The following is a 26,212-nucleotide window of genomic DNA, read 5'->3' on the forward strand; positions in this document are numbered from 1 at the left end:
TTCCGGCTGGACACGTCGATCGACTGACCGGAAATCGGCGTTAGTCAAACGCCGAATGGATGTGAGCAGCGATCGGCTACGCGAAATCCTCGCTCAACACCATGAGCTGCGTATTTCCGCCGGCGGCGCTCGCATTGACGGTCGTCACGCGTTCGCGAACGAGGCGGGTCCAATCGTACATGCCGTGAACGTCCGGCGCGAGAATGACGGCGCCAATCTCCGCCGCGGCAGCACGAATCGACGCCGACTGCGCGTCGTCGCCATCGACCAGCACGACGGCCGGGCGAACGCCGGCAATGTCGCCGTGAACGACACGCTGCACGTCGTCCGAGTCGACGATCCGGCAGTGTCCGACGAGACGTGCAGCCACTTCGCCGGCAATCGACGACTTCAGCAATATCACCTCGTTGCCGAACGCCGTCGCCGCGATGGCCTGCACGATCACGCTGCTCATCGACGCACCCGCGCAGAGTACCTGGCCGCGGGCGAGAACCTCCGTCGTATTCTCTTCGCCCGTCAGTGCCGGCAGGCCGATCGGAAGCGAGTCGGAAATCAGGCGGGCAAGCTTCATGCTCGCATCCGCTATGACGTCGGCCGCGGCCAGGCGCCGCTCCGAAGCCAGTGAGAACAGCGCATCGACCCGAGCTCTGCTCGCCTGTTTCGCTTGCTGAAGCGCGGCCTGCCGCGTCACGAATCGACCGTCACCGGTCTGCACCGGAAACTCGTAGAACTTTTCGCTATTCAGCCTGGACGACGGAGCGAACGGCCCGTTCGCTCCCGCATAGGCATTGGGAATCTGCCGGGTGAGCGCAAGCAGGGTCAGCGGACCGCCCATCATCGGCCCCGTTCCCGACGCATTCACGCCGCCGAAAGGCTGCATGCCGACAAACGCACTGTGCATCGCGCGATTGACGCACACGCTGTTGGCGGTCGAAAGCGACAGCAGTTTGCCGGCGGCCTCGTTGATGCGGGTATGCAGCCCGATTACGCCGCAGCCGATTGCGTTGAGGCTGTCCATCAGTCGGTCCATTTCGCCGGTCTTCCAACGGACGACGTGCAGGACGGGGCCGGCGATCGCAAGATCAACACCCGACAACGCGTCGAGCGTACCCAGGTCGACGATTGCAGGCGCAACGAACTGGCCTTTCGCGCAGCCGTCCGATACACGGGCACGGGTGACCTTGAATCCTCGGCGCGCCATTTGTGCGAGGTAGGTATCCAGCTGGTCGTGAAGCTTGCGCGTCGCCACCGGCCCGATGTCCGTCGCCGACTCCAGCGGATCGCCGACGCGCCGCTCGCTCAGCATCCCCGCGAGCATCCGCAGCACGATCTCGGCCGTGGAGTCCTGCAGGCACAGGATGCGCAACGACGACGCGAGTTGTCCGGCATGCTTGAAAGCCGACACCATCGCGTCGGATATGACCTGTTCAGGCAACGCCGAACTGTCCACGACCAGCGCATTCACGCTACCGACGATCGTGACGAGCTTCGCGGAACTCGACGCCTGTGCGAGCTGCAATGCGATCGCCTTCGCCACACGGGACGTGCCCGCAAAAAGAACGGCCGCAACGCGGCGGTCGGCGACAAGCGCGCGTCCGACTTCGTGTCCCGAGCCCAGCAGGAGCTGGACGACGCCGTCGGGAATGCCTGCCTCCAGGAACAGTCGAACTGCCGCATGGGCGACCAGCGAACCGGCCGATGACGACGGCTTGGCAATCACGGTATTGCCGGCCGCGACCGCGGCTGCGATCTGACCGACCGTGGTGGCCAGCGGCGAAGCCGACGGCGTGAGGCTCACGACCGTACCGAACGGTTCCGCCGATTCGAGGCGACTGTCCGTTCTCAGCTGGTATGCGTACAGACGACAGAGGTTGACGGACTTGCGAATCTCGTCGGCCGCTTCCGCCAGGGTTGCACCGCTTTCCAGCACCAGCAGCGCACCGAGCCGGCACGCGGTCTGCTCGATTCGGTCGGCCGCCGCATCGAGACACGCCGCGCGATCGCCGACGGATTGCCGACGCCAGGCGGCGGCCGCCTGCTCAGCCGCGGCAAGCGCCGATGCGATTGCGTCCGGCCGGCACGCGGTCACGCTGCCGATGACGTCGGACGAATCGCTTGCGCTGAAAACCAGCGCAGTCGCCTCGGACTGGGTTTCCTGTTCGCCGGCGACGATGGACTGTGCACCCAGCCGATTACCGCGCAGGTCCGCAATGGCCGCGTCGAATTCCGTCGATTGGCTGAAACTCAGCGCTCCGGCGTTGACGCGCCCCGGCAGCACGCCCGTCGGCGCGACGATGCCGGCATGCGGCCGGCCGCCGGTGCGCGCCGCGCGCGCGACCGGATCTTCGACGATGTCGTCGATGCTGACCGCCTCGTCGACGATCTGGTTCACGAACGACGAGTTGGCGCCATTCTCGAGCAGGCGCCGAACGAGATAGGCAAGCAACGTCGCGTGCGGCCCGACAGGCGCGTAGATGCGGCATGCTCGCCCGAGCCTGGATTTGCCGACGACCTGGTCGTAGACGGTTTCGCCCATCCCGTGCAGGCACTGGAACTCGAATTCCTGGTCCCCGCCCAGCGTGTACGCCGCCGCAAGCGAGAACGCATTGTGGGTCGCGAACTGCGGGAAGATCGCGTCGGGCGCGGCAAGCAACGCCTTCGCGCAGGCAATATAGCTGACGTCGGAATGTACCTTGCGCGTGAAAACCGGGTACCCGGCCGCACCCGCATCCTGCGCGAGCTTGATCTCGGTATCCCAGTAGGCGCCCTTCACGAGGCGGATGTTGATGCGCCGGCCGGTCGCGCGGGCGAGCGCGATGATCCAGTCGGCCACCGCGCGCCCGCGCTTCTGGTATGCCTGGAGCGAAATGCCGATACCGTTCCACCCGCGCAGGCTCGGTTCGCGGCAAAGCCGCTCGAGCATCTCGAGCGTCAGGTCGAAGCGCGCCGATTCTTCCTGATCGAGGTGAAAACCGATCTGGTAACGCTTGGCGAGTTCTGCAAGTTGCAGCAGCCGCGGGTACAACTCCGCGATGACACGTTCACGCTGTGGCAGTTCATAGCGTGCGTGCAGGCCCGAAATCTTCACCGATACACCCGGGCCTTCGATCGGCCCCTGCTCGCCAGCGTCCTTCCCGATGGCTTCGATCGCATGCTTGTATGAATCGAAATACGCGAGCGCATCTTCGTCGGTCAGTGCGGCTTCGCCAAGCATGTCGTACGTATAGCGATACCCGCTGGCTTCGTGGCCTTTCGCCACCCCGATGGCCTCCTCGATCGTCTGCCCCGTGACGAACTGCTTGCCGAGCATCCGCATCGCGTAGGCAACCCCCGCTCGCACCACGGTCTCACCGCCTTTTCTGAGCACGCTCATCAGCGCCTCGGTCAGCGCGGCGTCGTCCGGCTTCTTCAGCAGCTTCCCGGTAATCAGCAGGCCCCACGCGGTCGCATTGACGAAGAACGACGGCGATTTGCCGAGATGCGCGCGCCAGTCCGCGTCGACGATCTTGTCGCGAATCAGCTGGTTTCGCGTTTCCGTATCCGGAATGCGCAGCATCGCTTCGGCGAGACACATCAGCGCGATCCCCTCGCGGCTGTCGAGCGAGAATTCCTGCGTGAGCAGATCGACGCCACCCGCGTCGATTCGCGCATCGCGAACGCCCTGTGCCAGCTTGCCCGCGAGCGCTTGCGCCTTCGCGAGCGCAGGACCGTCCATTCTTGCTTCCTGCATCAGCGCCTGAACGACAACCTGCTCGTCGAGGGAGGAAGCGTCGACGATTTTACGACGCAGCGCGCTCAATTCAGTCGAGACCGTTTGCATTGCTTTGAATTCCGTCAGCATTTTGATAGACCCACTCATTGCTTCGACAATTTATTGTGTTTCGCTTGCGTGGAAACTCGCGATACTCACCCGGCATGCCCGCGCAGCCGTTCGGTGCGGCGCCGTAGCCATTCGAGCGTGACGAGAAGCAGCGTCGAAACGACAACGAGCACCGTTGCAACGGCGAGGATGGTCGGGCTCAGTTGCTCGCGGATGCCGGCCCACATCTGCCGAGGGATCGTCCGCTGGTCCGGGCCCGTCAGAAACAGCGCCACGACGATCTCGTCGAACGACGTCGCGAATGCGAACAGCGCGCCCGACACGACGCCCGGTGCGATGATCGGCAGCTTGACTTGCCAGAACACGCGCATTGGCGATGCGCCCAGGCTGCGTCCGGCGCGCGTCAAGGTCTCGTTGAAACCCGCCAGCGTGGCGGTCACCGTCACGACGACGAACGGCACGCCGAGTGCCGCGTGCGCGAACGTCAGGCCGAGCAGGCTGCTGGTCAGTCCGAGCGGGCTGAATGCGAAATACACGCCGACCGCGGTGATGATGACCGGCACGATCATCGGCGAGACCAGCACGCCGGTGATGAACGACTTGCCTTTCAGTCGCGGATGCATGAGGCCGAGCGACGCCAGCACGCCCAGCAGGCTCGCGAGCAGCGTCGAGCTGACGCCGACGATCAGCGTGTTGCGAAGCGCGAACATCCATTCGGCGCTGTCGAAGAACTCCGCGTACCAGCGGAAGCTGAAGCCGGGCATCGGATACGTGAAGTACGGCTGCGAATTGAACGACAGCGGCATCACGACCAGTACCGGGAGCACCAGGAACAGCAGCACGAGCAGCGAGATCGCGACGTGCGCGTAGCGTCCCGCGCGCCCCCAGATCGTCACGTATGCAGGAAAATTGAACATGGCTTCACCCCAGCTTCACGCCGGCACCGCCGGTCAGTCGAACGAACATCCCGTACACGATCAGCACGCCTGCCAGCAGGATCGTGGCCAACGCACTGGCGAGCCCCCAGTTCAATGTCGAATTCACATGGTTCGCGATGTAGTAGCTCGCCAGCTGGTCTTCCGGGCCGCCGACGATCGCGGGCGTGATGTAGTAGCCGACCGCGAGGATGAAGGTCAGCATGCCGGCCGCACCGACGCCGGGCAGCGTCTGCGGGAAGTACACCTGGAAGAACGAGCGGATCGGGCCGGCCCCGAGCGAGCGCGCCGCCTTCATGTACAGATTCGGCACGCCCTTCATCACGCTGTAGAGCGACAGGATCGCGTATGGCAGCAGGATGTGCGTCATCGCGACCAGCACCCCGAAGCGGTTGTAGATCAGCGGCAGCGCCGTATCGGTGAGGCCGAGCCGGATCAGCCAGTCGTTGAGGACACCGTTGGTCTGCAGCACGACGACCCACGCGGTCGTGCGCACGAGGATCGACGTCCAGAACGGCAACAGCACCATGATCATGAGGACGTTGCTGTATCGCGCCGGAATATTGGCCAGGAAGTAGGCGACCGGATAGCCGAACAGCAGGCACAGCAGGCTCACCGCGATACTGACCCAGGCCGTACGCAGAAACACGCCGATATACAGCCGCTCGCCCGGTGACTGACGGACGATCTCGCCCGTTTCGTCGCGCTTGAAGTCGAGCGCCTTCAGGTAATAGCCGAACGTCCAGGGTGACGCTGCATACTTGATGGTCGACCACGTGCGAAGCTCGTCCCAGCGAGGATCGATCGCCGCCATCCGCGCGCGCCACGCGCCACCCGTCTCACCCGTCTCACCCGTCTCGTCCGCCAGATGCCGGGCAGTCTTCATCAGCAGGCCGCGCATCCCGGTTTCGTCGTAGTTCAGGCGGGACGCGATGCGGCTGAGCCCCTCGCCTGCCCGGCTCGCGACCAGTTCCTTCCCGAACGTCGCATACAGTTGCTCGTCCGGCAGCTTGCCGGCCTTCGGTTCCCATTCGCGCAGCATGGCCGCGGTATGCGGCAGTTCCTGCGACACAGTCGGGTCGCGCAGGCTTTTCAGCAGCAAGCTGCCGATGGGAACCAGGAACGTCACCAGCAGGAAGGCGAGCAGCGGAAACATCAGGAGCATCGCCTTGATCTGCCCCGCACGTTCGGTCCTGCGCAACCTGGCTTTGAGCGCCTTCGAATCGGGAACGGCAACGTTCTCGATCTTGTGCGTCAGTACCGTCATGTCACTGGGAAGAATCATCATGTTCGGCGGTAGCGACCGCGCCTCCTGGTATGAACAGTGGTCAATCCTGTTACTTGCGCCCCGACCAGTGCGCAAGTTTCCGGTTCAGGTCGTCGGCTCGGTCCACCCGAACGACAACGATCAGGAATCCAAATAATCAACTCCGGTTCGCTTCGCGGTCTCCACGCTGAATTGCTCCGGTGTTCCGGCGAGACGCCGGCCCTGCTACATCGACACTACAGTGCTCGACACGCGTCGGCCATCCAGCCGATATCGACGGAGTCGCCTATCCTCAGGTTGCGCGCAGCGCCGTCGTTGGGCAGCTTCACGATGAAGTCGCTCCGGCCGCAAACCTGCATGACGATGCGCAGGTGGTCACCGTAATAGATCAGATCCTTGACGCCTGCGTTGAACACGTTGTCGCACCTGCGCGCGTGCTCACCCACCGCGATACGCTCCGGACGCAACGACACACTGGTGTTGCCCGACAGCTGGATCCCGCCGTTCGCGCTTGCATGGATCGCCTGGCCGCCATCGAGATGAACGACACAGCGCGGATGGTCGAGCGAAGACACGACCCCGTTGAGCTCGTTGCTCTCGCCGATGAAGCGGGCAACGAACGCGTTTTCCGGCTTCTCGTAGAGCTCGGACGGCGATGCGAGTTGCTGGATGATCCCGTTGTTGAACACCGCGATCCGGTCAGACATCGTCATCGCTTCGCCCTGGTCATGGGTGACGTAGACGACGGTCAGTCCGCTCTGCTCATGAATCTGCTTGATTTCGTACTGCATCTGCTCGCGCAGCTGTTTGTCGAGCGCACCGAGCGGCTCGTCCATCAGCACCAGTGCGGGCTCGAATACCAGTGCGCGTGCGACAGCAATGCGCTGCTGCTGGCCGCCGGACAACTGCGCCGGCATACGGTTCGCGAACTTCTCCATGTTCACCATCCGCAGCGCCCGCATCACCTTTGTGTCGATATCGCTTCTGGAGACCTTCCGGACCTTCAACGGAAACGCGAGGTTCTCCGCGACCGACTTGTGCGGAAACAGTGCATAGCTCTGAAACACCATGCCGATGTTGCGTCGCTCCGGCGGAATCCGGTTGATCGGTTTCCCCTGGAGGAGAATCTCGCCGTGCGTGGCGGTTTCGAAGCCCGCGAGCATCATCAGGCAGGTCGTCTTGCCCGACCCGGACGGCCCCAGCATCGTGAGAAATTCGCCCTGCTCGATCTCGAGGTTGAGATTCTTCACGACCAGCGTTTCGCCGTCGTAAGTCTTCTGGACGTTCTTGAATGAGACAATCGTCGACATCGTATTCTCCTGTCGATCAGAGTTAGCGCTTCAGCGCTTACTCTGATCCCATGCTTCGCGGAAACCCTTACCCGGGCTTATGCGCCGAACCGCCACTCGCGCGGCGGCAGGTACGTTTCCTTGACCACCCGCGGCGACGCCCAGCGCAGCAGGTTCAGATACGAGCCCGCCTTGTCGTTCGTGCCGCTCGCCCGACCGCCGCCGAACGGTTGCTGGCCGATCATCGCGCCGGTCGGCTTGTCGTTCAGGTACAGGTTGCCCGCGGCGTTGATCAACGTGGCTTCCGCCTGGTGCAGCGCGAAGCGGTCGGTGCTGAAGATCGAACCGGTCAGCGCGTAGGGGCTCGTCGCATCGATGAGCTCGAGCGTGTCCGCCCACGCGTTGTCGTCGTAGACGAAGACCGACAGGACCGGGCCGAAAAGCTCTTCCGTCATCAGCGCATGCTTCGGATCCGACACTTGCAGGACGGTCGGCTCGACGAAGTAGCCGGGATCCGACCAGGTCTTGCCTCCCGAAACCACGGTCACCGAGCTGTCTTCCTTGGCGGCACCGATCACGCGTGCGAGCTTCTGGTAAGACGCCTGCGAAATCACCGCACCCATGAAGGTGTTCGCGTCGGCGACATCGCCGACCTTGAGTTCCGCCAGGCGCTCGCGCAGTTCGTTGCTCACCGCCGGCCACAGGCTGCCCGGAATATAGGCGCGCGATGCCGCGCTGCACTTCTGGCCCTGGTACTCGAACGCGCCGCGGATGAGCGCGATCGCCACTTCGGACGGGTTCGCCGACGCATGCGCCAACACGAAATCCTTGCCGCCCGTTTCACCGACGAGACGCGGAATCGTGCGGAATGCATCGATCTTCGACGCAACGCCCTTCCACAGCGACTGGAACACCGCCGACGAGCCCGTGAAATGAATACCTGCCAGATCGCGCGAAGCAAGCGCGACGCGTGTCGTCATCTCGGCGTCGCCGGGCACGAAGTTGATGACGCCCGGCGGAAGGCCTGCCTCCTCGAGCGCTTCGTAGAAAATGTAATTCGCGAGCGCCGACTTTTCGGACGGCTTCCAGAGCACCGTATTGCCCATGATCGCCGGCGCGGTCGTCAGGTTGCCGCCGATGGCCGTGAAGTTGAACGGCGAGACCGCATATACGAAGCCTTCGAGCGGTCGCCAGTCGGCGCGGTTGACCGCGGTCGGCACCGACAGCGGCTGTTCGGCGTACACGCGTTGCGCATTGAACGCATTGAAGCGCAGGAAGTCGATGAGCTCGCAAGCGCTGTCCGGCTCGGCCTGATCGATCGTCTTGCTCTGGCCCAGCATCGTCGCCGCGTTGATCTTTACGCGCAGACGCGTCGCGATGATTTCGGCAGCCCGATGCAGAATCGTCGCGCGGCTGGCGTGCGTCAGGCTCGCCCAGTCGCGCGCCACCGATTTCGAGCTCGCGATGGCTTCCGAAACCTGCGCTTCGGTCGGGCGGTGGATGCGGGCCAGCACGCGTTGATGATCGTGCGGCGCGCGTACCTCGACCGTGTCGTTCGAGAAATATTTCTTCCCGCCGATGACAGTCGGGATGTCGACGACTTCGCGTTGCCCGAGGGCCTTGCTCAGTGCGTCTGCAGCTTCGGTTCCCGGGCGGAACGATACTTCCGGTTCATTGGCCGGCAGCGGAAATTGTGCACCTGAACTCACGCTCACTCCTTGTCAAATCGTTTCGATAAAACCGATCGCGGATTCCGCATCAGCCATCGGGTTTGCCCCGTGTTCGGTGCGGTTTTCGGCAGCTTTTCCCGGATCGGTCACTTCAGTTTCGAGAGTAGTGGCTGCCAAAAAAGCCCCGCGTTTCTTCATCCCGACTTATGCAAAGAATCGGACATCGTTATGGAAGGCCGATGCCCTACTCGGCTCCGATCGTCGTGACCGGGACCCAGCGGCCGCCCTTCACCTGATAGAGCGTCGAGGTCGGATTCTTGAGGTCGCCGTTCGCGTCGAATGCGATCTTTCCGGTAATGCCTTCGTAGTGCGTTTCGCGCAGCGCGGGCAGGAAGTCGGCGGGTTTCGCGGAATTGGCCTGCTTCATCGCGTTGATCGCCACCCATGCGCAGTCGTATGCAAACGGCGCATAGGTCAGCATGTCGGAGCCGAACCGACTCTTGTATTTCTGGATGAACGCCTTGCCTTGCGGCAGCGTGTCGATCGGGCGCCCGTATTCCCACGCCATCGCGCCCTCCGCGGCCGGCCCCGCGTCGTTGATGAAGATGCGATCGGCGATGCCGCCACTGCCGACGAACTGGGTGCGCATGCCGAGTTGCCGCATCCGTTTCGTGATGAGCCCGGCCTGAACGTCAAGGCCGCCGAAATACAGCAGGTCCGCCTGCGCCGCCTTCACGTTCGTGAGCTGCGCGTTGAACTCGACGGCCTTGTCGTTGGTGAATTCCGACAACGCAATCTTGCCGCCAGCTGCGCCGACGGCCTTCTTGAATTCCTCGACGGCGCCCTGGCCGAACGCGGTCCGGTCGTCCATCACCGCGATGCGCTGCGCCTTCGTGACGGTCACCGCGTACTTGCCGGCATTGCCGGAATTCTGCGCGTCGGTCGCAATGATGCGGAAGACCGTCTTCAACCCCTGGCGGGTAATGGCCGGATTGGTCGCCGCGGGATCGATCAGCGGAATGCCCGCTTTCGCGAAAATCGGCGCGGACGGCAGCGCCACGCCGGAGTTGTAGTACCCGACGACCGCGACCACGCCGTCGTCGACGAGCTTTTGCGCGACCTGCACGCCGATGCGCGGGTCGCCCTGGTCGTCGACCGCATCGAGTTCGAAGCGGACTTCCTGGCCGCCCAGCTTGACGTGCTGCGCATTCGCCTCCTCGATCGCGAGGCGCACGCCGTTCTCGATGTCCTTGCCGCTCGCCGCACTCTGCCCGGTGAGCGGACTGGACACGCCGATCTTGACGACCTGTTGTCCGTAGGTCGCGCCGCAGGCGACGGACAACGCGATGGCGCTCAGGCCGGTGGCAAGCGCCCTGTGTGAAAAGCTGAGCATTGGTTCAGTCCCGTCGATAGAGGGAACTGGTCAATCGCTGTAATGGACCAGCGCGTTACCCGCCCCCAAATAAAAGAGTTGCACCCGGCCCACATTTCACTGAACAATTGTTCAGTGTCATGCAGGCTCGATTCACTATATAGCCGATCCGGTCGATATCAAAAATAAAACGCCGCTGATAACATGCGTATTAACACCGATAACTCACCGTTTCGAGCCAAGTTCTCGCTGCTGGACGATCCGAAAATGTGAACATTTGTTCAATCAGCGAGACATGGGACTCGTCGCCCGCAGCCCGATCGCCATGAACGCTTGTTCAGCCACAAGCAATCAGCGCTATCATCGGGCGAACCCTTCACTGCTCCGCACGGGATGACGGCAAGCAGCACTCAATCTGGAAGGAACGGAGCACGATCATGGAAGACGGCAGCCGCGGCGGAACCGTTTACGAAGGCCGCAAGGAAGAATCCGCGCAATACGAGGGCATGCGCCTGAAGCTGATCGACTCGACACTCGAAGTCGTCGGGCAAGTCGGGCTGGAGAACCTGACCATCCGCAAAGTCAGCGAGTACGCCCGCGTTTCGGTCGGGTTGGTGCACCACCATTTCGAGAACAAGAACAACCTGGTCTACAAGACCTTCGTGTATCTGATCAGGCGCGTGCGCGAGCAACTCACGGCCGGGCGGCGAGGCATTGCCGACCCGATAGAGCGCATGAAATTCACGGCGGACATGTGCTTCAGCGACGAAGTCTTGAGCCCCGGCGCGGCCAACGTCTGGCCGCACATGTGGAGTTCGTCCGCGCACGACGACGAAGTGCGGCGGCTCTGCACCGCTTTTTCCCGGCGCCTGCGGTCAAACTTCATCCACGACCTTCGAAATGCCGGGTGCGACAGGACCATGGCAACGATCTGGGCCATTCAGGCGATGGCGCTGGTGCACGGGCTCTGGATCGAGCACCGGGTAGCCAGCACCATCACGATCGATGAAGTGATCGGGGTATTCCACGGCATGATCGACGATGCGACCGGACAGATCTGGCGACTGAACATGCGCCGCGCGCCGCGGCGGCAGACGCCGGACGGATCCGGCGAGCCCGGGCATCAATCGGCTTCGGGCAGATAGACGTCTTCCGGCTTCAGCGACAGCGTCCTCGCGATATCGCGGGACACTTGCCGCTCATACGCGCGGCGAAGCAGGTCGTAAAGGTCGGCAGGCAGATGGCCGAGCTCGTTCTCGCGGTATGACAGGTAGAACGAACGACTCAAGCCCGCATACGGCCGGCCGTGCCGCGAAAATTCCGTGAGCGGCACGACGCTTATCTCCGGAACATAGTGCCGCGATTGCCACACGCAAAGCGGCGTGGTGATCGCGAAGCCGAGCCCGGCGGCCACGAGGCTCAGCGCCGGATCCGTTGCATCGAATTCGCACGATCGCTCGATGTGCTCGCCATGCGCGGCCAGATACGCATCGACGTGCTGGCCGATGACCGATCTCGCACTGTAGCGAATGAACTGAAGGTGCCTGGCCAATTCGGTCAGCGTCGTCAAGCGATCGATTTCGAAGCCTTTGGGCAGTACGACAAAGTACGGTTCGGAAAACAGCTTTTGCTTGCGAATGCCCAACGCCGGAGTGGTGCCGCTCGTCGTCACGGCAACGTCCAGCTGACGGGCTTCCAGTTGCGCATCGAGCGCCGGCGTGATGCCGGACCAAAGCCGGATCTGATGTGACGCCCCCGAAAGCGCCTTGATGATGATCGGGCCGATCGTCGCCGCAAAGGAGTCCACGCACCCGAGCCGGACGACGACGCGCTTGGCCCGCGACACGTTCCGCACGCTCTCCACCATCTGGTCCGCACTCTGCAGCAGCGATGCGGCGTGCTCGAACAACCGTTGACCGGCCGCGGTCGGCCGTGCTGGCCGGGTCGCGCGGTCGAGAAGCGTGGTGTCGAGCAGCGTCTCCAGCGCTTTGATACGCTGCGACACGCCCGCTTGCGAGATGTTCAGTCGATCGGCAGCGTCGGAGATGGAACCGGCTTCCACGACCGCCAGCCAACTGGCAAGGAGATCCCAATCGGGATACCGTTCAGGTCCGCTTTCTTTCATGATCGGCATCAAAGTGACAGATGACTGTAGCACGGCAGGCTGTCCGCCTGAAGTCCTCGCCGGAACGAATCGATCTCGCGATTCACGCGTCAAGCGCCATCGGCATTCGTCAACGTCGACAGCGCGTCCAGCAGATTGCCGAGCAGCACGCCAAATTCGCTGGCGGTCGACTCGCCGACACGTATGGCCTCGCAATCCTCCCGCCACTTGCCGGCCACCTCCAGTTCCACGACGTGAATGCCGGCTGCCGGCATGCCGTAGTGCTGGGCCGCGAACGAATCCGCCAGCTTTCCGTTGACGACCCATGAGCGCCCGCCGCTCCGCACCGACTTCGTCAGTGTGCTGACGAGGAGCTTGTCGCACGAGCGACCGCGGTTCGTTCCCACATTGCAATCGGCAGCGCCGGATTGACGCTGATACGGCGAAAGCCGCGAGCTGGCGTGCGACACGACGAGCAGCACGTCGTCATGAATGTCGCGCAATCGCTTCAACTCGGTCGCAAGTGTCTCGTGATAGGGCGTCCAGTACTTTCGTACACGCCGCATGACTTCGCCTTCGGACGGCTCGGCCACGCCGCTGTAAAGACTTTCCCCCAATGGGGAATGAGGCCGGCACAGGGCGCTGCGGCCGAGCTCGGACGCAGCGGATGGACGGTCGGCGACCATGTTGACGTCGATCACACACGGATGCATGCGCGCGGCAATGCACGAAATCCCGCGCGCCACGGCGGCCTCCTGAAGTCGTGTGCCGCCCGGATCCACCCGCGTCTTCCGTACGGCCTGCCACGCGCGCAGCGCCGTCAACTCCTCCGGAATCGCCGTCCCGACATGCGGCGCCGCAACCAGTATCGGCCCGTCGCCGCGATAGATCTGACCACCGGCCTCATCGTGCATGGCGTCGCCCTCGATTTCGTGTCCGCACGCGTGTCATGTCGAACTGAGCCGGGTGACACGCATCGTGATGTTCGCGCGTCGGTCAACGGTACGCGTCGCGACGGGTCGGCGCGATATCGTAAGCGCGGCTTTATCTATGCATAAGCGCCCGTTGGGAAGAATCGGTCCAATTTCGTCCACCCCAAGATGACTTCGCGACCGGAATGCGGGCTCGCGCAGACATCTGCACATTTCTTGGTGAGGTATTGAATGAATCACTCTTTGAAGGCGTTGGCGCTCGTCGCGATCGGGATGGCGACCCTGCCTGCCACGGCATCCGAACTCATTTTCTCGACCTGGGGCGGTTCGTATCAGGACGCGCAAAACGCAACCGCAGTACGTCCGTTTGCGTCGCAATCGGGAACCAAGGTCAAGATCGATACGTACAACGGCGGTATCGCCCAGATCCGAAGCCAGGTCGAGACGAAGAACGTCACGTGGGACGTGGTCGACATGCAGCTCGCCGACGCGACGCGCGCCTGCGACGAAGGTCTGCTCGAAAAGATCAACCCCGCTTCCCTGCCGGCAGCCTCGACGGGCGCCGCGGCCAAGGCCGACTTCATGCCTGGCGGTCTGTCGGACTGCATGGTCGGCAACATCGCATGGTCCACGGTGATCACGTACAACAAGAACGCGTTCAAAGGCGCGGAACCGACGAAAATCGCCGATTTCTTCGATCTCAAGCGATTCCCGGGCAAGCGTGGGCTGCGCAAGTCTCCGGAAGCCGCGCTCGAGTGGGCGCTGCTCGCCGACGGCGTCCCCGCCGCCGATGTCTACAAGACGCTCGCGACGCCCGACGGCCTGAAGCGCGCATTCAAGAAGCTGGATACGATCAAGTCGTCGATCGTCTGGTGGGAAACCGGCGCGCAGCCGCCGCAGCTGCTGGCCGACGGCGAGGTGACGATGACGAGCGCCTATAACAACCGGATCTACGTCGCCGCGACGCAGGACAAAAAGCCGTTCGGATTCCTGTGGGATGGCGAAGTCAAGAACATCGAGGGCTATGCGATCGTGAAGGGGTCGAAGAACCTGAAGGCGGCGCAGGACTTCATCCGCCATTCGACTTCGACCGAATCCCTTGCGAAACTCGCGTCGGCCACGGCACTCGGGCCGCTGCGTCAGTCGTCGGTCAAGCTGGTCGATCCGAAGGTCGCGCCTTACCTGCCGACCGCGCCGCAGAACCAGAAGAACGCGATCGACACCAACATCGCATTCTGGGCCGATCATTCCGACGATCTGAACCAGAAGTTTGCAGTCTGGCTCGGCCAGAAGTAAGCACGCGAGGCGACCGCGGGGCGGGGCCATGCGTCGGATGACGCGCTGCCCTTGCCTGCCGTCGCGACAATCATGCCGATTCGAGCGCGATGACTGTCTATGCTTCGCGTGGCATGCGACGCTCGGCAATCGGCGCATGGCCGAACGCCCTTCGGTACGCCTTGCTGAAACTGCATGCCGACGGGAATCCGCAACGCATCGATACGTTTCCGACGAAATCGTTGTCGGTGCGCAATAATCCTTGAGCGTGCTTCAGGCGAACGGTCAGGTAGTACTCGCGCGGAGACGTGTTCAGATATTGCTTGAAAACACGTTGCATCTGGCGCGCCGACAGTCCGACGAGCCGGGCAATTTCGTCGCATGAAAGCGGCTCCTCGATGTTCGCCTCCATCAGCTTCACCGCCTCCACCAGCTCCGCGCGCGTCGACTCGAGACGCGCGCCAACCGGTATCGGCGGGTGTTCGCTTGCGCCCCGAAGCCTCGCCAGAATCAGATGTTGCGACACGCGTACGACCAGATGCGCGCCGAGATGCTTCGACATCAGATTGAGCATCATGTCCAGCGGGGCGGTGCCGCCGGTACATGTGATGCGATCGCGATCGACCACGAAAAGATCATGCGTAATCCGAACGTCCGGAAACTCGTCGCGCAGGCTGAACAAATTCGCCCAGTGCACCGCACAACGGTAATTGTCGAGCAAACCGGCCGACATCAGCGCATACGCACCGCTGCACAGCGAACCCAGTGCGATCCCGCGGCTCGCGAGCGCGACAAGCGCCTGCTGTAGCCGCGCGTCCACCGTCTCCCGGACGTGCGTGCCTCCACATACGATCATCACATCCGGCAGATCGCCGGATGGATCCAGCGCCTGCACGGGCCGGAGCTCGATGCCATTGCTGGCTTCGACTGGGACGCCGTCGACGGAGAAGACCGTCCAGCGATAGTGCTCGATACGGTCCACGTAATTGGCGATGCGCAGCGCTTCCAGTGCATTCGTGAACGCGATCATCGAATACGACGGAAGCATGAGAAACCCGAAATGGCGTGGTTTCGAATCCGGGACGAGCGAGACGTCGTGCACGATAGCAACGCGAGGGAAGTGAACGGGCCCACGTGGCCGGGACGCCGCCCGACCGGAGGCGCGAAACCGGGAACCGAAGGTCCGGCGCGGACTACAGATCCAGTACGAGATCCGACGTAGGCCGGCTGCAGCACATCAGACGGAGGCCCTTGTCGATTTCCCGCTGACGAATGCCGCCGTTGTGATGCATGTCGACGGTACCTTCCAGCACCGCGGTCTTGCACGTGCCGCAAATGCCCTGGCTGCACGAAGACGGCAATGCAACACCGGCCTTTCGCGCGGCTGTGAGCACCGTCTCCGTGCCATTCATCGCGAACGTCTTTCCGGACTTTGCCAGACGCACCGTATAGGTGCCATTAGCCACGTGCTCCGCATTACTGGATGCATCGGCAACGTCCGCAAGCGGCTCCACCGTTTCGGCAAAGTTGAAGCTTTCCTGATGGTAGCGGGCGGGATTGTGGCCGCCCCGAACCAGAATGTCCTTGACGGCGTTCATATAGCCCGAAGGGCCGCATGTGAACACCTCGCGATCGCGATAGTCCGGGACGTACTGGCGCAGGAGTTCGACGCTCAGCCTGCCGATCGGCCCGCTCCAACCGGCCTCCGACCCGTGCGCTTCGCACACGTGAATCACCTGGAGATTGTTCGCGTCCTCCCGCAACCGGTTCAACTCGCCGCGAAAGATGATGTCGTCCGGCGTTCTCGCACTGTGAACGAACACGATATCGCGGTTCAGGCCCAGATCGATCGCCGCGCGCGTCATTGACATCAGCGGCGTCACGCCCGAGCCGGCGGACAGGTAGAGCATTTTCACGGCAGGCGCGGATGCCGGCGTGAAGATGCCGGACGGACCGAACGCATTCAGCTCGACCCCGGGCCCCATGTTGTCGTGCAACCAGTTCGACATGATCCCGCCGGGCGTCCGCTTGACCGTGATGGACAACGTGTACGGCCGCGTCGGCGGTGACGAGATCGTGTAGCAGCGGCTGACCGGCGCGCCGTCAATGTCGGCCGATACGGTGATGAACTGGCCGGGCTCGAAGCCGAAGGGCTGTCCGTCTTTCGCACAGAAGACGAATGTCCGGACGTCGTGCGTTTCCGCCCGCACCCTGCAGCACACCAGCGTCTTGCGTTCGCTGCTCGACCATTGCGGATCCGCGCGCTCCCAGGTGCCAGGGTCCGAGAACCGATCCCTTGCTTGCGCGGCCGGTTCGATTGCGTAGAGATTCTCTCTGACTGTCATGATGAAACTCAGATACCGTGAACTTTCAGGCGCGCGTCGTACCAGCGTGCAAACTGGTCGAGCGCGGCTTCCGTGTAGGTCGAGTACGGGCCGGGAACATAGCCGGGGTCCTGCGTTCCGCTATGCGTGATTGCAACCAGATCCGCATCCTGACGCGTCGTGGCATCCCACACTTCCGTCAGCGTCTTCAGGTCGTAGTCGACACCTTCGACCGCATCCTGATGCACCAGCCACACGGTACGCACCACCGTCTTGTCCGGCGCGAGCGGCAGAATGTACGCAACCACCGCGTGATCGCTCATCACGTGGGTCCACGAGTGATGGGTCCACATATGGACATCGCCCAGATCGCGACGCGCCAGGCCGCCAAGCAGCTTCGTGCTCGCCACCTTCGTATCCATCGTCTGCGATTCACAGGCACCGGCAATGACGAGCCGCTGCGAACGGAAGTTCGTGTCGACGCTCTCGTCGAGCGACTCGAACGCCTCGCAGATATAGCCTGCCCCTTCCCACTCTTCGTTGCGGGCGGCATTGTGCGCCAGGTATTCGTCGTACTCGCGCAGCGATTCCTCGCTCTGCCCGTCCGGGCAGAAGCCGAAGTCGTGCGCAAGGAACGACTGCGTGAGCTCGGGATGCGTCCCGCCGCAGTGGTAGCACTCGCGATTGTTCTCGATCACGAGTTTCCAGTTGCCGTTCTCGACGATCGTCATCTCGTGCGCGATCTTCGTGCGCGGCATGTCGTGCGGCGCGAAGCGCGGCGCCATCACCGTCTCGAGCGTCGAGAAATCCTCCGGCGCCTCGTCGGCGAGGCAAACGAACACATGCGCGCCGACCACCTTGACGTGCACCGGGATCAGGCTTCGGCATTTCGTGTCGAATTTCTTACCCATGTGGGTCGCATGTTTCAGGCTGCCGTCCAGGTCGTACGTCCACTGGTGATACGGACACACCACCATGCCGACGGTCGCCTTGGCGCCGCCCTTCATCAGGCGTGCGCCGCGATGCCGGCAGACGTTCCGGTAAGCGCGGATGTTCTCGTCGTCGTCGCGCACGATCAGGACGGACGACTTGCCGATATCCACTGCGTATACGTCGCCGGGTTCCGGGACGTCGGCCGTCACGGCAACGAAGATCCACAGCTTCTCGAAGAAAACTTCGACGTCCGTCTCGAACACGTCCTGACGGCCAAACAGCCCGGCCGGCATCCCGTGGCCGGGCTTGCGGCTGTCGAGCAACTCGCGATGGGTCTTGAGCGGGATCGCAGACATGTACTCCTCCAACAGGTTGATTTTCGCAATGCTTTTATCGAGCGTTGCCGGAAGTATTGGAGTGACCATTCGTAGCGTCAACGCGCCTTATTTTCTGCTTCGCATTACTTTAAGTTATGCGACCTTTACCCGCTCCTGATTTACCCTGATTCAAGCGATCCGGAAGCAATCCAGCTCCATCCGACCTCGAGCCTGCACCCGCATGGCACAAACCTGATGAACATGACAAAACGAACAAAAGGGTATCGACGCATCGTCCCGTCGTTGACGGCACTGGTCGAGTTCGAAGCGGTCGCGCGCCTGGCAAGCTTTACGCTTGCCGCGACCGAACTGGGTGTGACGCAGGCGGCCGTGAGCCGGCAAGTACGGTTCCTTGAAGAAACGCTGAATGTCCGTCTCTTTCATCGCTTGCATCGCTCGATCTCGCTGACGAGCGAGGGTGAAATGCTGTACCTGACGGTTGCCGAATCCATGCAGAAAATCGCTGGCGTATTCGATCGCCTGTCGACCGGCGCCGAGCAGCAGGAACTCGTCCTCGCGTCGACCGCACCGTTCGCGCAATTCCGGTTGCTGCCGCGGCTTCCCAAGCTCAAGCAATCGAATCCCCCGTTGCAGCTGCGGCTGACCACCCAGATGTTCACGGCCGATCTCCGGCATGTCGAGGTCGATGTCGCGGTCCGCTATGGCGACGGCGAATGGGCTGACGGCACGTCGATCTTCTTGTTCGACGAGGAAGTATTTCCCGTCTGCTCGCCGCAGTTCCTCGAGGAAAACGGCATGCCGCAATCGCTCGCGGCGCTCGCCGCGCTGCCGCTCGTCGAATCCGATTCGACTTACGAGGGATGGATGGGCTGGGACTCATGGTTCCACTCGGTTGGGCACCGTCCGAGCCGATTGAACTACGTGCTTCGCTGCAGCCTCTACACCGACGCCGTCCAGGCGGCGCGATACGGGCAAGGCGTCGCACTTGGCTGGAGCCGGATGGTACACGACCTGCTGGCGAACGGTGAGCTGGTCCGACTGTCGGTCGCATCCTGCAAGATGAGCGACGCCTATTTCGTCGTCGTTCCTCACGGCCGCTCCATCACGCCTGCAGTCAACCAGTTGATCGACTGGTTGCGCGAGGACCTCCCGGTTCGCTGAGCCCCGCCGCTTGACCTTCCACACCCATCGTGGATCGACCTGCGTCGCGTTGCCTTCGTTGCCTACGGTTTCGTTCCCATAACTTAATGTAATGCGACCTGGAAAATATAGTCCGTTGACCCGCCTTTTCGTTCTTTCGATACTGGCCTGAAACGTACGCTGACGCCAGGCCTGTGCGGCAGAGCTTCCGGGCACACTGCACGCAACGGATCCGGCATGGCGCACCGTCCATACCAACGAACTGGAGGAGCAATGTCGGCTGTCAGTACGCTTCATGCCGCAACCACGATGCAAACGAACGGGAGTCCCGGCTTTCCGGACTTTCTGATGGAGCGTGTACGCGCCTATCGTATCGAGCAGGTCAGGAAGGCGCTTGTTTCGCGGCAATGCCCTGCGATCGTTTTGTACGATCCCGTCAACATTCGCTACGCGACCGATACGTCCAACATGCAGGTCTGGACGGGACGCAATCCGACTCGCTATGTGATCGTTTTTGCGCACGGACCCGTCGTCGGTTTCGAGTTCCACAACTGCGAACACGTGTGGAACGGCAACACGCTAGATATCGAGCTTCGCGGCGCGACATGCTGGAATTACTTCAGCTCGGGACCGGAATCGACACGCAAAGCCAGGCAATGGGCCCGGGAAGTGGCGGACCTGCTACGCCAGCACGCGGCATCCGAGATGCGCATCGCGGTCGATAGACTCGATCCCGACGGCGCGCAGGCGCTACAGGAACACGGCGTCGAAATAGTGGACGGGCAAGCATTGATGGAACACGCGCGAGCGGTCAAGTCCGACGACGAACTCGTGCTGATCAGGGCGTCCATCGACGTCTGCGAACAGGGCATCCAGCGCATGCATAACGTGCTGACGCCGGGGATGAGCGAGCAGGACCTGTGGGCGCACCTGCACTACGAGAACATCCGGCTCGGCGGCGAATGGATCGAGACACGTCTGCTCGCGTCCGGGCCGCGCACGAACCCGTGGATGCAGGAATGCAGCGCAAGGATCATGAAGCAGGGCGAACTGATCGCGTTCGACACCGATCTCGTGGGTCCCTTTGGATACTGCGCCGATATTTCGCGGACCTGGACAGTCGGCCACGTTCGCCCCACCGACAACCAACGCCGGCTCTATGCAGCGGCATACGAGCAGTTGAATACCAATATGGAACTGCTGCGCCCGGGCATGAGCTTTCGCGAGTTCGCCGAGCGCAGTTGGAAGATGCCGGACGCGTACCGGAAAAATCGGTACAGCTGTATCGCACATGGCATCGGCATGGTGGATGAATATCCGTCGGTCGCGTATGACATCGACTGGGAAAGCGGCGGCTACGACGGCAGATTCGAAAACGGGATGACCCTGTGCGTCGAAAGCTATATCGGCGCGGAAGGCGGCGAAGAAGGTGTGAAGCTCGAACAACAGGTGCTGCTGACGGAAGCCGGCTGCATGCCGCTTTCGACGTTCCCGTTCGAGACGGATTGGCTCTAGGCTCCTTCCAGCGATTGGGCAATTGCAGGCAAAGCCGGACCGGATCCATCTTGATGCGAACCTATTGTGCCTTCGTCCTCCTCGGCGTGTTCTGGGGATCCAATTTCATCTATATGAAATGGGCCGCGGCTTTCATCAGCCCGGCTCAGATATCGCTGCTGCGCGTCCTGTTCGGTTTCGCGCCTCTAGCCGTTCTCGCGTGGCATAAAGGCGCAATCCGGGTCGGCCAGATACGTTACCTGCATCATTTCGCCGTGATGGCCGCGCTGGCCACGGCGTTCCCTTACTTCGCAATGGCACAAGGAACGACGCTGCTCCCGTCCGGCATTGCCGGGGTGCTGGGCGGGTCGTCGACCATCTTCACGTCATTGGCATCAGGCCTTTTCCTGCGCAACGAAAAGATGAACCGCCTGACGCAATATGGTGTCGCGCTGGGCATGGCAGGCATCACGCTGATCGCGCGACCGTGGGCCGGCATGAGCCATGGCGACTCCATCAGCCTGGTTGGCGTCGCATGGATGATGTCGGGATCAGCACTCTTCGGATTTTCGTACATCTACGCTCGACGTTTCCTTTCGCCGACCCACCTCGCTCCTCTGGCCATCGTGATCTGGCAGATGGGCCTTGCGTTGCTGATGCTTGTCGCACTGACCAACGTCCATGGCATCGAGCGGATATTCGAGGACGGACGCGCGACGGCAGGGATCGTGATCGGACTCGGGCTGCTCGGCACTGGCTCGTCGTTTATTCTCTATTACTACCTGTTGCAGAAACTCGGCGCCGTGGCGGCTGCAGGCGCCGTTTACATCACGCCCGTGGTCGCGCTGCTCATAGGGTGGAGCACCGGTGAAGAAGCAGGACCGGTCGAGGTCATGGCTGCCGTCCTCATTCTCGGCAGCATCGCCATGCTGGAGGCGGGTCGCCAATACCGCACGCGGCAGCAGTCGCGATTTATCGAGGGCGCTGCACCAGTCGAGTGACTTCGACGACCGGGCATTCAGTGTCGACATGGTTGCAGCGCAACGGAGATGACTACCGCCCGCGTTCGGTCGCCGTGCCAGCCCTGCCAGCCGGGGCGGCCTCCGGCTCAGCCGCCCGATCCAAACGAACGGACCTTGTTCATGACGTCATCCGGGACGTCGATCTCGCGCACCTTGATGTGACTGCCCGGAATGCGCACGCCGGCTTGCCCCAGCCTTGCGATCTGCGCGGCCAGGCGGGCTTCGAAATCGTCGGCGAATACATCCGCCTTCACGGCCACGAGGAAAAGCCCGACGCCAGGCGTCTCGCTCCCTTGTGCGTAATGCGGCGCGTCCATCGACCAGTTGGCTCCGGTCACGCCCGCCGCCAGGATCTCCATCATCATCGCAATGTTGGCGCCGCGTGCGCCTCCGAACGGCAATAGCAGGCCGTTTATGGCCGCGCGCGCATCCGTGGTCGGCACGCCTTGCCCGTCCACCGCCCAGCCCTCGGGTATCGCTTCGCCCGTTTCCGCAGCCTTGCGAACATTGACGAATGCGGTCGCGCTGGAGGCCTGGTCGATCACGAAAGGCCGCTCGTTGTCGACCGGAGCGGCGAACGATACCGGATTCGTTCCATACACGGCCTTGCCGCTCTCCAACGTGGTCATCTGCGCCGTCGCGTTGCAGGTTCCGAGCGCGACCAGGCCCGACTCCGCCAGCCTGCGCGTGTAGTAGCCAAGCTCACCGACAGTGAAGCTGTTCGACACGGCCAGCGTGACGACACCGTAAGTCTTCGCCCGGTCGACGAGCTCGTCGAACACGCGATCGTATGCCCGTTGCGCAATCCCACCGCGTGCGTCGACCCGTACGGCGGCCGGGGCCGGAAAGCTCACCTTCGGCTCGGCGCTCGCTGCAATTCTGCCCTTGGCGAATCCGTCCAGATAATCCGGAAGGTGGGCAAAACCGACCGCCTTGCTGCCGGCCAGTTCAGCCGATATCACTGCCTCGGCGAGCGAATGCGCGATCGCATCGTTCGCGCCAACCGCCTTGATTGCGTCGAACGCCACATGTCGCGCTGCTTCACGCTCGTATTTCATCGTCTCGTCCCCCAAATGCAGTGGACGACCCGAGCCGTTTCAATGTGCCCGTGTCGTCCGCATGCCAGCCTGTCCTATGTCATGCCCAGATGTCGCCCATCGTAAAGCCGTTGACGAACGGGTCGTCGGGATCGAGCACATAGGTGTTGTAGCCATAGATCCACGAGCGGCCGGAGATCGTCGGCACGACAGCCTGGATGTCGCCGATGCTGGCCCGCTCGACGAGATTGCCCGTAAACACGGTTCCCAGCACGCCTTCGTGCCGAAATGGCTGGTTCAGGTCCAGCTGGCCCTTGGCATGAAGGGTGGCCATCTTCGCGGACGTACCTGTTCCGCAGGGGCACCGGTCGATGGCACCTGTCCAAGTCGCCGGATTGCCGAAGTCGATTTCCCCGCTGGCAACCGTGACCACGTTCTTCCAGTCCGCATTCGGATTCCCGGTCGGACCGGACAGCTGAGCAATCGTGATGCCATACCCCGGATAATGCGGGTGCTCGACGGGCAACTGCTCTTGCGCCGCCTTCAGGATCAGCGCAGAGACTCGGGTAATTTCGCGACCGTGCTCGGCCTTCAGCTCGAGACCCTTGAACTGGCGAACATCGGCAATCACGTAGAACATGCCTCCCCAACCCACGTCCACCGTGACCCTGCCGAGATGAGGCACGTCGATGACCTTCTCGATGTGGGCGGCAAACGCCGGCACGTTTCTGAAGGTGACCGACGTGACCTTGCCGTTGCTGCACTCGGCCCTGATGCCGATCAGCCCCGCAGGCGCTTCCAGCTGAAACTCCGTCACCGGCTCCTGCATCGGAATCATCCCGGTTTCCAGCAGCACGGTCGCAACCGAAATCGTGTTGCCGCCGCTCATCACCGGATATTCGACCTGCTCCATGATGATATAGCCCGCCACCGCATCCGGATGTTTTGCCGGTACCACCAGATTGCAGCAGAGCGGAGGATAGCCGCGCGGCTCCCGAAGCATCAGCATGCGGATCTGATCGTCGTTCTTCTCGAGCCACTTCATTTGCTCGTAGACCGTGTTGCCCGGGATATGGGGAACGCCACCGGTGATCACGCGCATCGGCTCACCCGAGTGAGTCTCGACGGCATGGAAAGTGCGCTTGAAAGTCATGATCTTCCTGTGTTCCTACGTTCTTTACCGAAAATGATCGTTCTCGACGTTGCGCAAGCGTCTCCGTGCACTGCGACAACGCCGCGCTTGCGACTAAACAGCCCTAAGCCATCCTGGTTATGCTCATCGATCCGATGAGGCAACATACTCCGGTCGAAGAACTGACCGATCTGATTTAGCCCGCGTTGTGCTGATCATAAGCGCCGCTTAGGCAACTGACGTAAGTACTCCGAGGAACGGACGCTTCGGACATGACACTCCTGGCGTATGATTCGAGCGGAGGGAAAGCCCGTGAACGCGCAGCGACATTCACGGGAAGGCAAATCATCTCCAACGCGTCGCACATCCCGCGGCGGCCGTCACTGCATTTCCGGAGCACTATGTACAACCGACCTGAAAGCCTCGAAGAATTCATCGGCATTGCCAAAGTCCTGTTTCAGTCGCCGCGGCTGCCGGATGCTGCCCGAATGGTCGCTGCGAAGGTGTTCGATCGCCTCGAGCATCCATCCAGCGATGGCATGCGTGCAACGAAACGGCACCCGGCCTGCGACCTCCTCGACACAGCGCTTGCGCCCCTTCTTGACGACTCATCCGATCTGGGTGCCGCTGCACGCGCGATCAAGGCCCTCGAACCGTCACTGGGCTGGCAACAGCGAACGTCTGGATTGAATGGCAGTGCGAATTATGTCGACAAGCACGTGCATGGGGTAATCGTCGGACCCGGCGGCATGGAAAGCCGTTACGACGTTCAGCTCGGGTTTTCGTTGCTTGCTCCTTTTACCCGGTACCCCGATCATCAGCATCGCCCGGAAGAGGCATACGTGCTGCTGTCTGCGGGCGAATTTCGGCAACGGGATGGAGACTGGTTCGATCCGGGAATCGGCGGCGGGCTGCATAACACGCCCAATGTCGTGCATGCGATGCGGTCTGGAAGCGTCCCGCTTCTCGCAATGTGGTGCCTCCTGAGCTGACCGCGCGTCACCGGCGAACGCACATCGATCCTCGCCGGCGCGAAACTAGCCGACCAGCACCGTCTCCGCGGCATTCGGCAGCCGTGCCGCGCGATACGCGTTCGGCGACTCTCCGAATTCCTTCCTGAACTCGCGACCGAGGTGCGACGCATCCGAAAACCCACAGGACGTCGCGATATCGGCCACTGTGCGATCGGAACTCGTCAGCAGCCACGACGCCATTCGTATGCGAATCTGTCTCGCGTATGCGCGAGGCGACTTGCCGGTTTCCGTCGCGAACAGACGTTCGAGCTGCCGCACCGACACTTCGAGCCGTCGGGCCAGCTCGATCTGGCTCAGCGGCTGGCCGATGTGCTGCTCCATCAACAGAATCGCCCGCCTGACCTTCGGATGCGTAGCGGGCTCGAGCCCCGGAGGATGCGGTTGCGGCGCATTCCCTTTCTGCGCATCGTCCACCAGCAGGATGCGGAGCGCCTTCCGGACGATCGTCGCGTCAAAATGGCGAAGCAGGATCGCAGCGGCCACGTCGATCGATGCGCGCCCGCCGGAGCAGGTGATGCGCCTTCTGTCGACGACGAAAAGCCGGTCCGCGACGAGGTTGCGCTCGTCGATGCTCGAGAAGCGCTCGACGAAATCCCAATAGTGAAACCAGCTCACGCAGATTCGATATCCGCTCATCACGCCGGCCCGGACGAGCGCGAACGCGCCCGTGCAGACGCCCACGAGCGTGGCCGACGTGCTGGCCATCGTGCGTATGAACGCCAAGGTCGCGTCGCTCGCCGGCTGCCCCGAATGCAGCAGCCCGCCCACGATCACGACGTAGTCGAACGCCTCCGCTTCTTCGAATGTCGTCCACGGCGTGATCTGGATTCCGCAGCTCGCACGGACCGGAACGAGATTTTCGCCAACGATGGTCCACGAGCAACGAACCGGTCTGCTCATGTCGCCCTCGTCGCTCGCCAGCCTGAGAAGGTCGACGAAACCCGAGAATGCGGTCAGGGTGAAGTTGGGCAACAGCACGATGCCGAAGCGGAGCGGTCGCGAAGCTGCTGCGTTGGCGTCGATCGAGTGGCTAACCATGGGACGGCCTGCGTCTATGCATTTCAAACATTCGGGAACGACGAGCATTCGACGGA

The 26,212-nt window shown here is 62.5% G+C and carries 21 protein-coding genes; 6 read left to right on the forward strand and 15 right to left on the reverse strand.

The window, feature by feature from the left end; translation table 11 throughout:
• Positions 1-76: 76 nt before the first annotated feature.
• From putA to G3N94_RS02775, 7 genes are all read right to left on the reverse strand, one after another.
• Positions 77-3,820, reverse strand: a complete 3,744-nt coding sequence (gene putA, locus G3N94_RS02745; RefSeq protein ID WP_205790551.1) for a bifunctional proline dehydrogenase/L-glutamate gamma-semialdehyde dehydrogenase PutA — start codon at positions 3,818-3,820, stop codon at positions 77-79.
• Positions 3,821-3,906: 86 nt separating this feature from the next.
• Positions 3,907-4,737 (reverse strand): ABC transporter permease, encoded by an 831-nt coding sequence (locus tag G3N94_RS02750; RefSeq protein ID WP_205790552.1) that lies wholly within the window; start codon positions 4,735-4,737, stop codon positions 3,907-3,909.
• 4 nt (positions 4,738-4,741) lie between these two features.
• Entirely contained in the window at positions 4,742-6,043 is a 1,302-nt protein-coding gene (locus G3N94_RS02755) for an ABC transporter permease (RefSeq protein WP_241021527.1), read from the reverse strand.
• Positions 6,044-6,258: 215 nt separating this feature from the next.
• A complete protein-coding gene (locus tag G3N94_RS02760; RefSeq protein ID WP_205790553.1) occupies positions 6,259-7,332 on the reverse strand; it encodes an ABC transporter ATP-binding protein in 1,074 nt (357 codons plus the stop codon).
• Positions 7,333-7,409: 77 nt separating this feature from the next.
• Positions 7,410-9,020: an L-glutamate gamma-semialdehyde dehydrogenase gene (gene pruA, locus G3N94_RS02765; protein WP_205790554.1), complete on the reverse strand. Its 1,611-nt coding sequence runs from the start codon at positions 9,018-9,020 to the stop codon at positions 7,410-7,412.
• A gap of 12 nt (positions 9,021-9,032) precedes the next feature.
• Positions 9,033-9,179 (reverse strand): hypothetical protein, encoded by a 147-nt coding sequence (locus G3N94_RS02770; RefSeq protein WP_205790555.1) that lies wholly within the window; start codon positions 9,177-9,179, stop codon positions 9,033-9,035.
• 46 nt (positions 9,180-9,225) lie between these two features.
• Entirely contained in the window at positions 9,226-10,374 is a 1,149-nt protein-coding gene (locus G3N94_RS02775) for a branched-chain amino acid ABC transporter substrate-binding protein (RefSeq protein ID WP_205790556.1), read from the reverse strand.
• 416 nt (positions 10,375-10,790) lie between these two features.
• Here G3N94_RS02775 and G3N94_RS02780 point away from each other — a divergent pair, with 416 nt between their 5' ends.
• Positions 10,791-11,498 (forward strand): TetR family transcriptional regulator C-terminal domain-containing protein, encoded by a 708-nt coding sequence (locus G3N94_RS02780; protein ID WP_205790557.1) that lies wholly within the window; start codon positions 10,791-10,793, stop codon positions 11,496-11,498.
• Here G3N94_RS02780 and G3N94_RS02785 read toward each other — a convergent pair.
• Both G3N94_RS02785 and G3N94_RS02790 read right to left on the reverse strand, forming a co-directional pair.
• A complete protein-coding gene (locus G3N94_RS02785) occupies positions 11,477-12,487 on the reverse strand; it encodes a LysR family transcriptional regulator (RefSeq protein ID WP_205790625.1) in 1,011 nt (336 codons plus the stop codon). The two genes, G3N94_RS02780 and G3N94_RS02785, sit on opposite strands and share 22 nt — an antisense overlap.
• A gap of 80 nt (positions 12,488-12,567) precedes the next feature.
• Entirely contained in the window at positions 12,568-13,371 is an 804-nt protein-coding gene (locus G3N94_RS02790; RefSeq protein ID WP_205790558.1) for an N-formylglutamate amidohydrolase, read from the reverse strand.
• Between the two features lie 249 nt (positions 13,372-13,620).
• Between G3N94_RS02790 and G3N94_RS02795 the strand changes: the two genes are divergently transcribed.
• On the forward strand, positions 13,621-14,685 hold the full coding sequence (locus tag G3N94_RS02795) for an ABC transporter substrate-binding protein (RefSeq protein ID WP_205790559.1): 1,065 nt from the start codon (positions 13,621-13,623) through the stop codon (positions 14,683-14,685).
• 97 nt (positions 14,686-14,782) lie between these two features.
• Here G3N94_RS02795 and G3N94_RS02800 read toward each other — a convergent pair whose 3' ends face one another.
• The 3 genes from G3N94_RS02800 to G3N94_RS02810 all read right to left on the reverse strand — a co-directional run bounded on the left by G3N94_RS02800 (position 14,783) and on the right by G3N94_RS02810 (position 18,277).
• On the reverse strand, positions 14,783-15,712 hold the full coding sequence (locus G3N94_RS02800) for a GlxA family transcriptional regulator (protein ID WP_205790560.1): 930 nt from the start codon (positions 15,710-15,712) through the stop codon (positions 14,783-14,785).
• A gap of 145 nt (positions 15,713-15,857) precedes the next feature.
• A complete protein-coding gene (locus G3N94_RS02805) occupies positions 15,858-17,009 on the reverse strand; it encodes a hybrid-cluster NAD(P)-dependent oxidoreductase (RefSeq protein WP_205790561.1) in 1,152 nt (383 codons plus the stop codon).
• Positions 17,010-17,017: 8 nt separating this feature from the next.
• Complete coding sequence (locus G3N94_RS02810) at positions 17,018-18,277, reverse strand: aromatic ring-hydroxylating dioxygenase subunit alpha (protein ID WP_205790562.1); 1,260 nt, start codon at positions 18,275-18,277, stop codon at positions 17,018-17,020.
• A gap of 222 nt (positions 18,278-18,499) precedes the next feature.
• Between G3N94_RS02810 and G3N94_RS02815 the strand changes: the two genes are divergently transcribed.
• The 3 genes from G3N94_RS02815 to G3N94_RS02825 all read left to right on the forward strand — a co-directional run bounded on the left by G3N94_RS02815 (position 18,500) and on the right by G3N94_RS02825 (position 21,894).
• Positions 18,500-19,420 carry a LysR substrate-binding domain-containing protein gene (locus tag G3N94_RS02815; protein ID WP_205790563.1) on the forward strand — a complete coding sequence of 307 codons (921 nt, stop codon included), beginning with the start codon at positions 18,500-18,502 and terminating at the stop codon, positions 19,418-19,420.
• A 252-nt stretch (positions 19,421-19,672) separates the two neighbouring features.
• Entirely contained in the window at positions 19,673-20,914 is a 1,242-nt protein-coding gene (locus tag G3N94_RS02820; RefSeq protein ID WP_205790564.1) for a Xaa-Pro peptidase family protein, read from the forward strand.
• 53 nt (positions 20,915-20,967) lie between these two features.
• Entirely contained in the window at positions 20,968-21,894 is a 927-nt protein-coding gene (locus G3N94_RS02825) for a DMT family transporter (RefSeq protein ID WP_241021537.1), read from the forward strand.
• Positions 21,895-22,001: 107 nt separating this feature from the next.
• Here G3N94_RS02825 and G3N94_RS02830 read toward each other — a convergent pair whose 3' ends face one another.
• Together G3N94_RS02830 and G3N94_RS02835 are read right to left on the reverse strand one after the other, a co-directional pair.
• Positions 22,002-22,973, reverse strand: coding sequence for an Ldh family oxidoreductase (locus G3N94_RS02830; RefSeq protein ID WP_205790566.1), 972 nt, complete (start codon positions 22,971-22,973; stop codon positions 22,002-22,004).
• A gap of 79 nt (positions 22,974-23,052) precedes the next feature.
• Positions 23,053-24,105 (reverse strand): proline racemase family protein, encoded by a 1,053-nt coding sequence (locus G3N94_RS02835; protein WP_205790567.1) that lies wholly within the window; start codon positions 24,103-24,105, stop codon positions 23,053-23,055.
• A gap of 380 nt (positions 24,106-24,485) precedes the next feature.
• Here G3N94_RS02835 and G3N94_RS02840 point away from each other — a divergent pair, with 380 nt between their 5' ends.
• The gene (locus tag G3N94_RS02840; RefSeq protein WP_205790568.1) at positions 24,486-25,076 is read left to right on the forward strand and encodes a dimethylsulfonioproprionate lyase family protein; all 591 of its coding nucleotides are present in this window, start codon (positions 24,486-24,488) and stop codon (positions 25,074-25,076) included.
• A gap of 45 nt (positions 25,077-25,121) precedes the next feature.
• Here the strand turns inward: G3N94_RS02840 and G3N94_RS02845 are convergent, their stop codons facing one another.
• A complete protein-coding gene (locus G3N94_RS02845; RefSeq protein ID WP_205790569.1) occupies positions 25,122-26,156 on the reverse strand; it encodes a GlxA family transcriptional regulator in 1,035 nt (344 codons plus the stop codon).
• Positions 26,157-26,212: the final 56 nt, after the last annotated feature.

The sequence above is a fragment of the Burkholderia sp. Ac-20353 genome, from assembly GCF_017104785.1.
Taxonomy (GTDB): Bacteria; Pseudomonadota; Gammaproteobacteria; order Burkholderiales; family Burkholderiaceae; genus Burkholderia.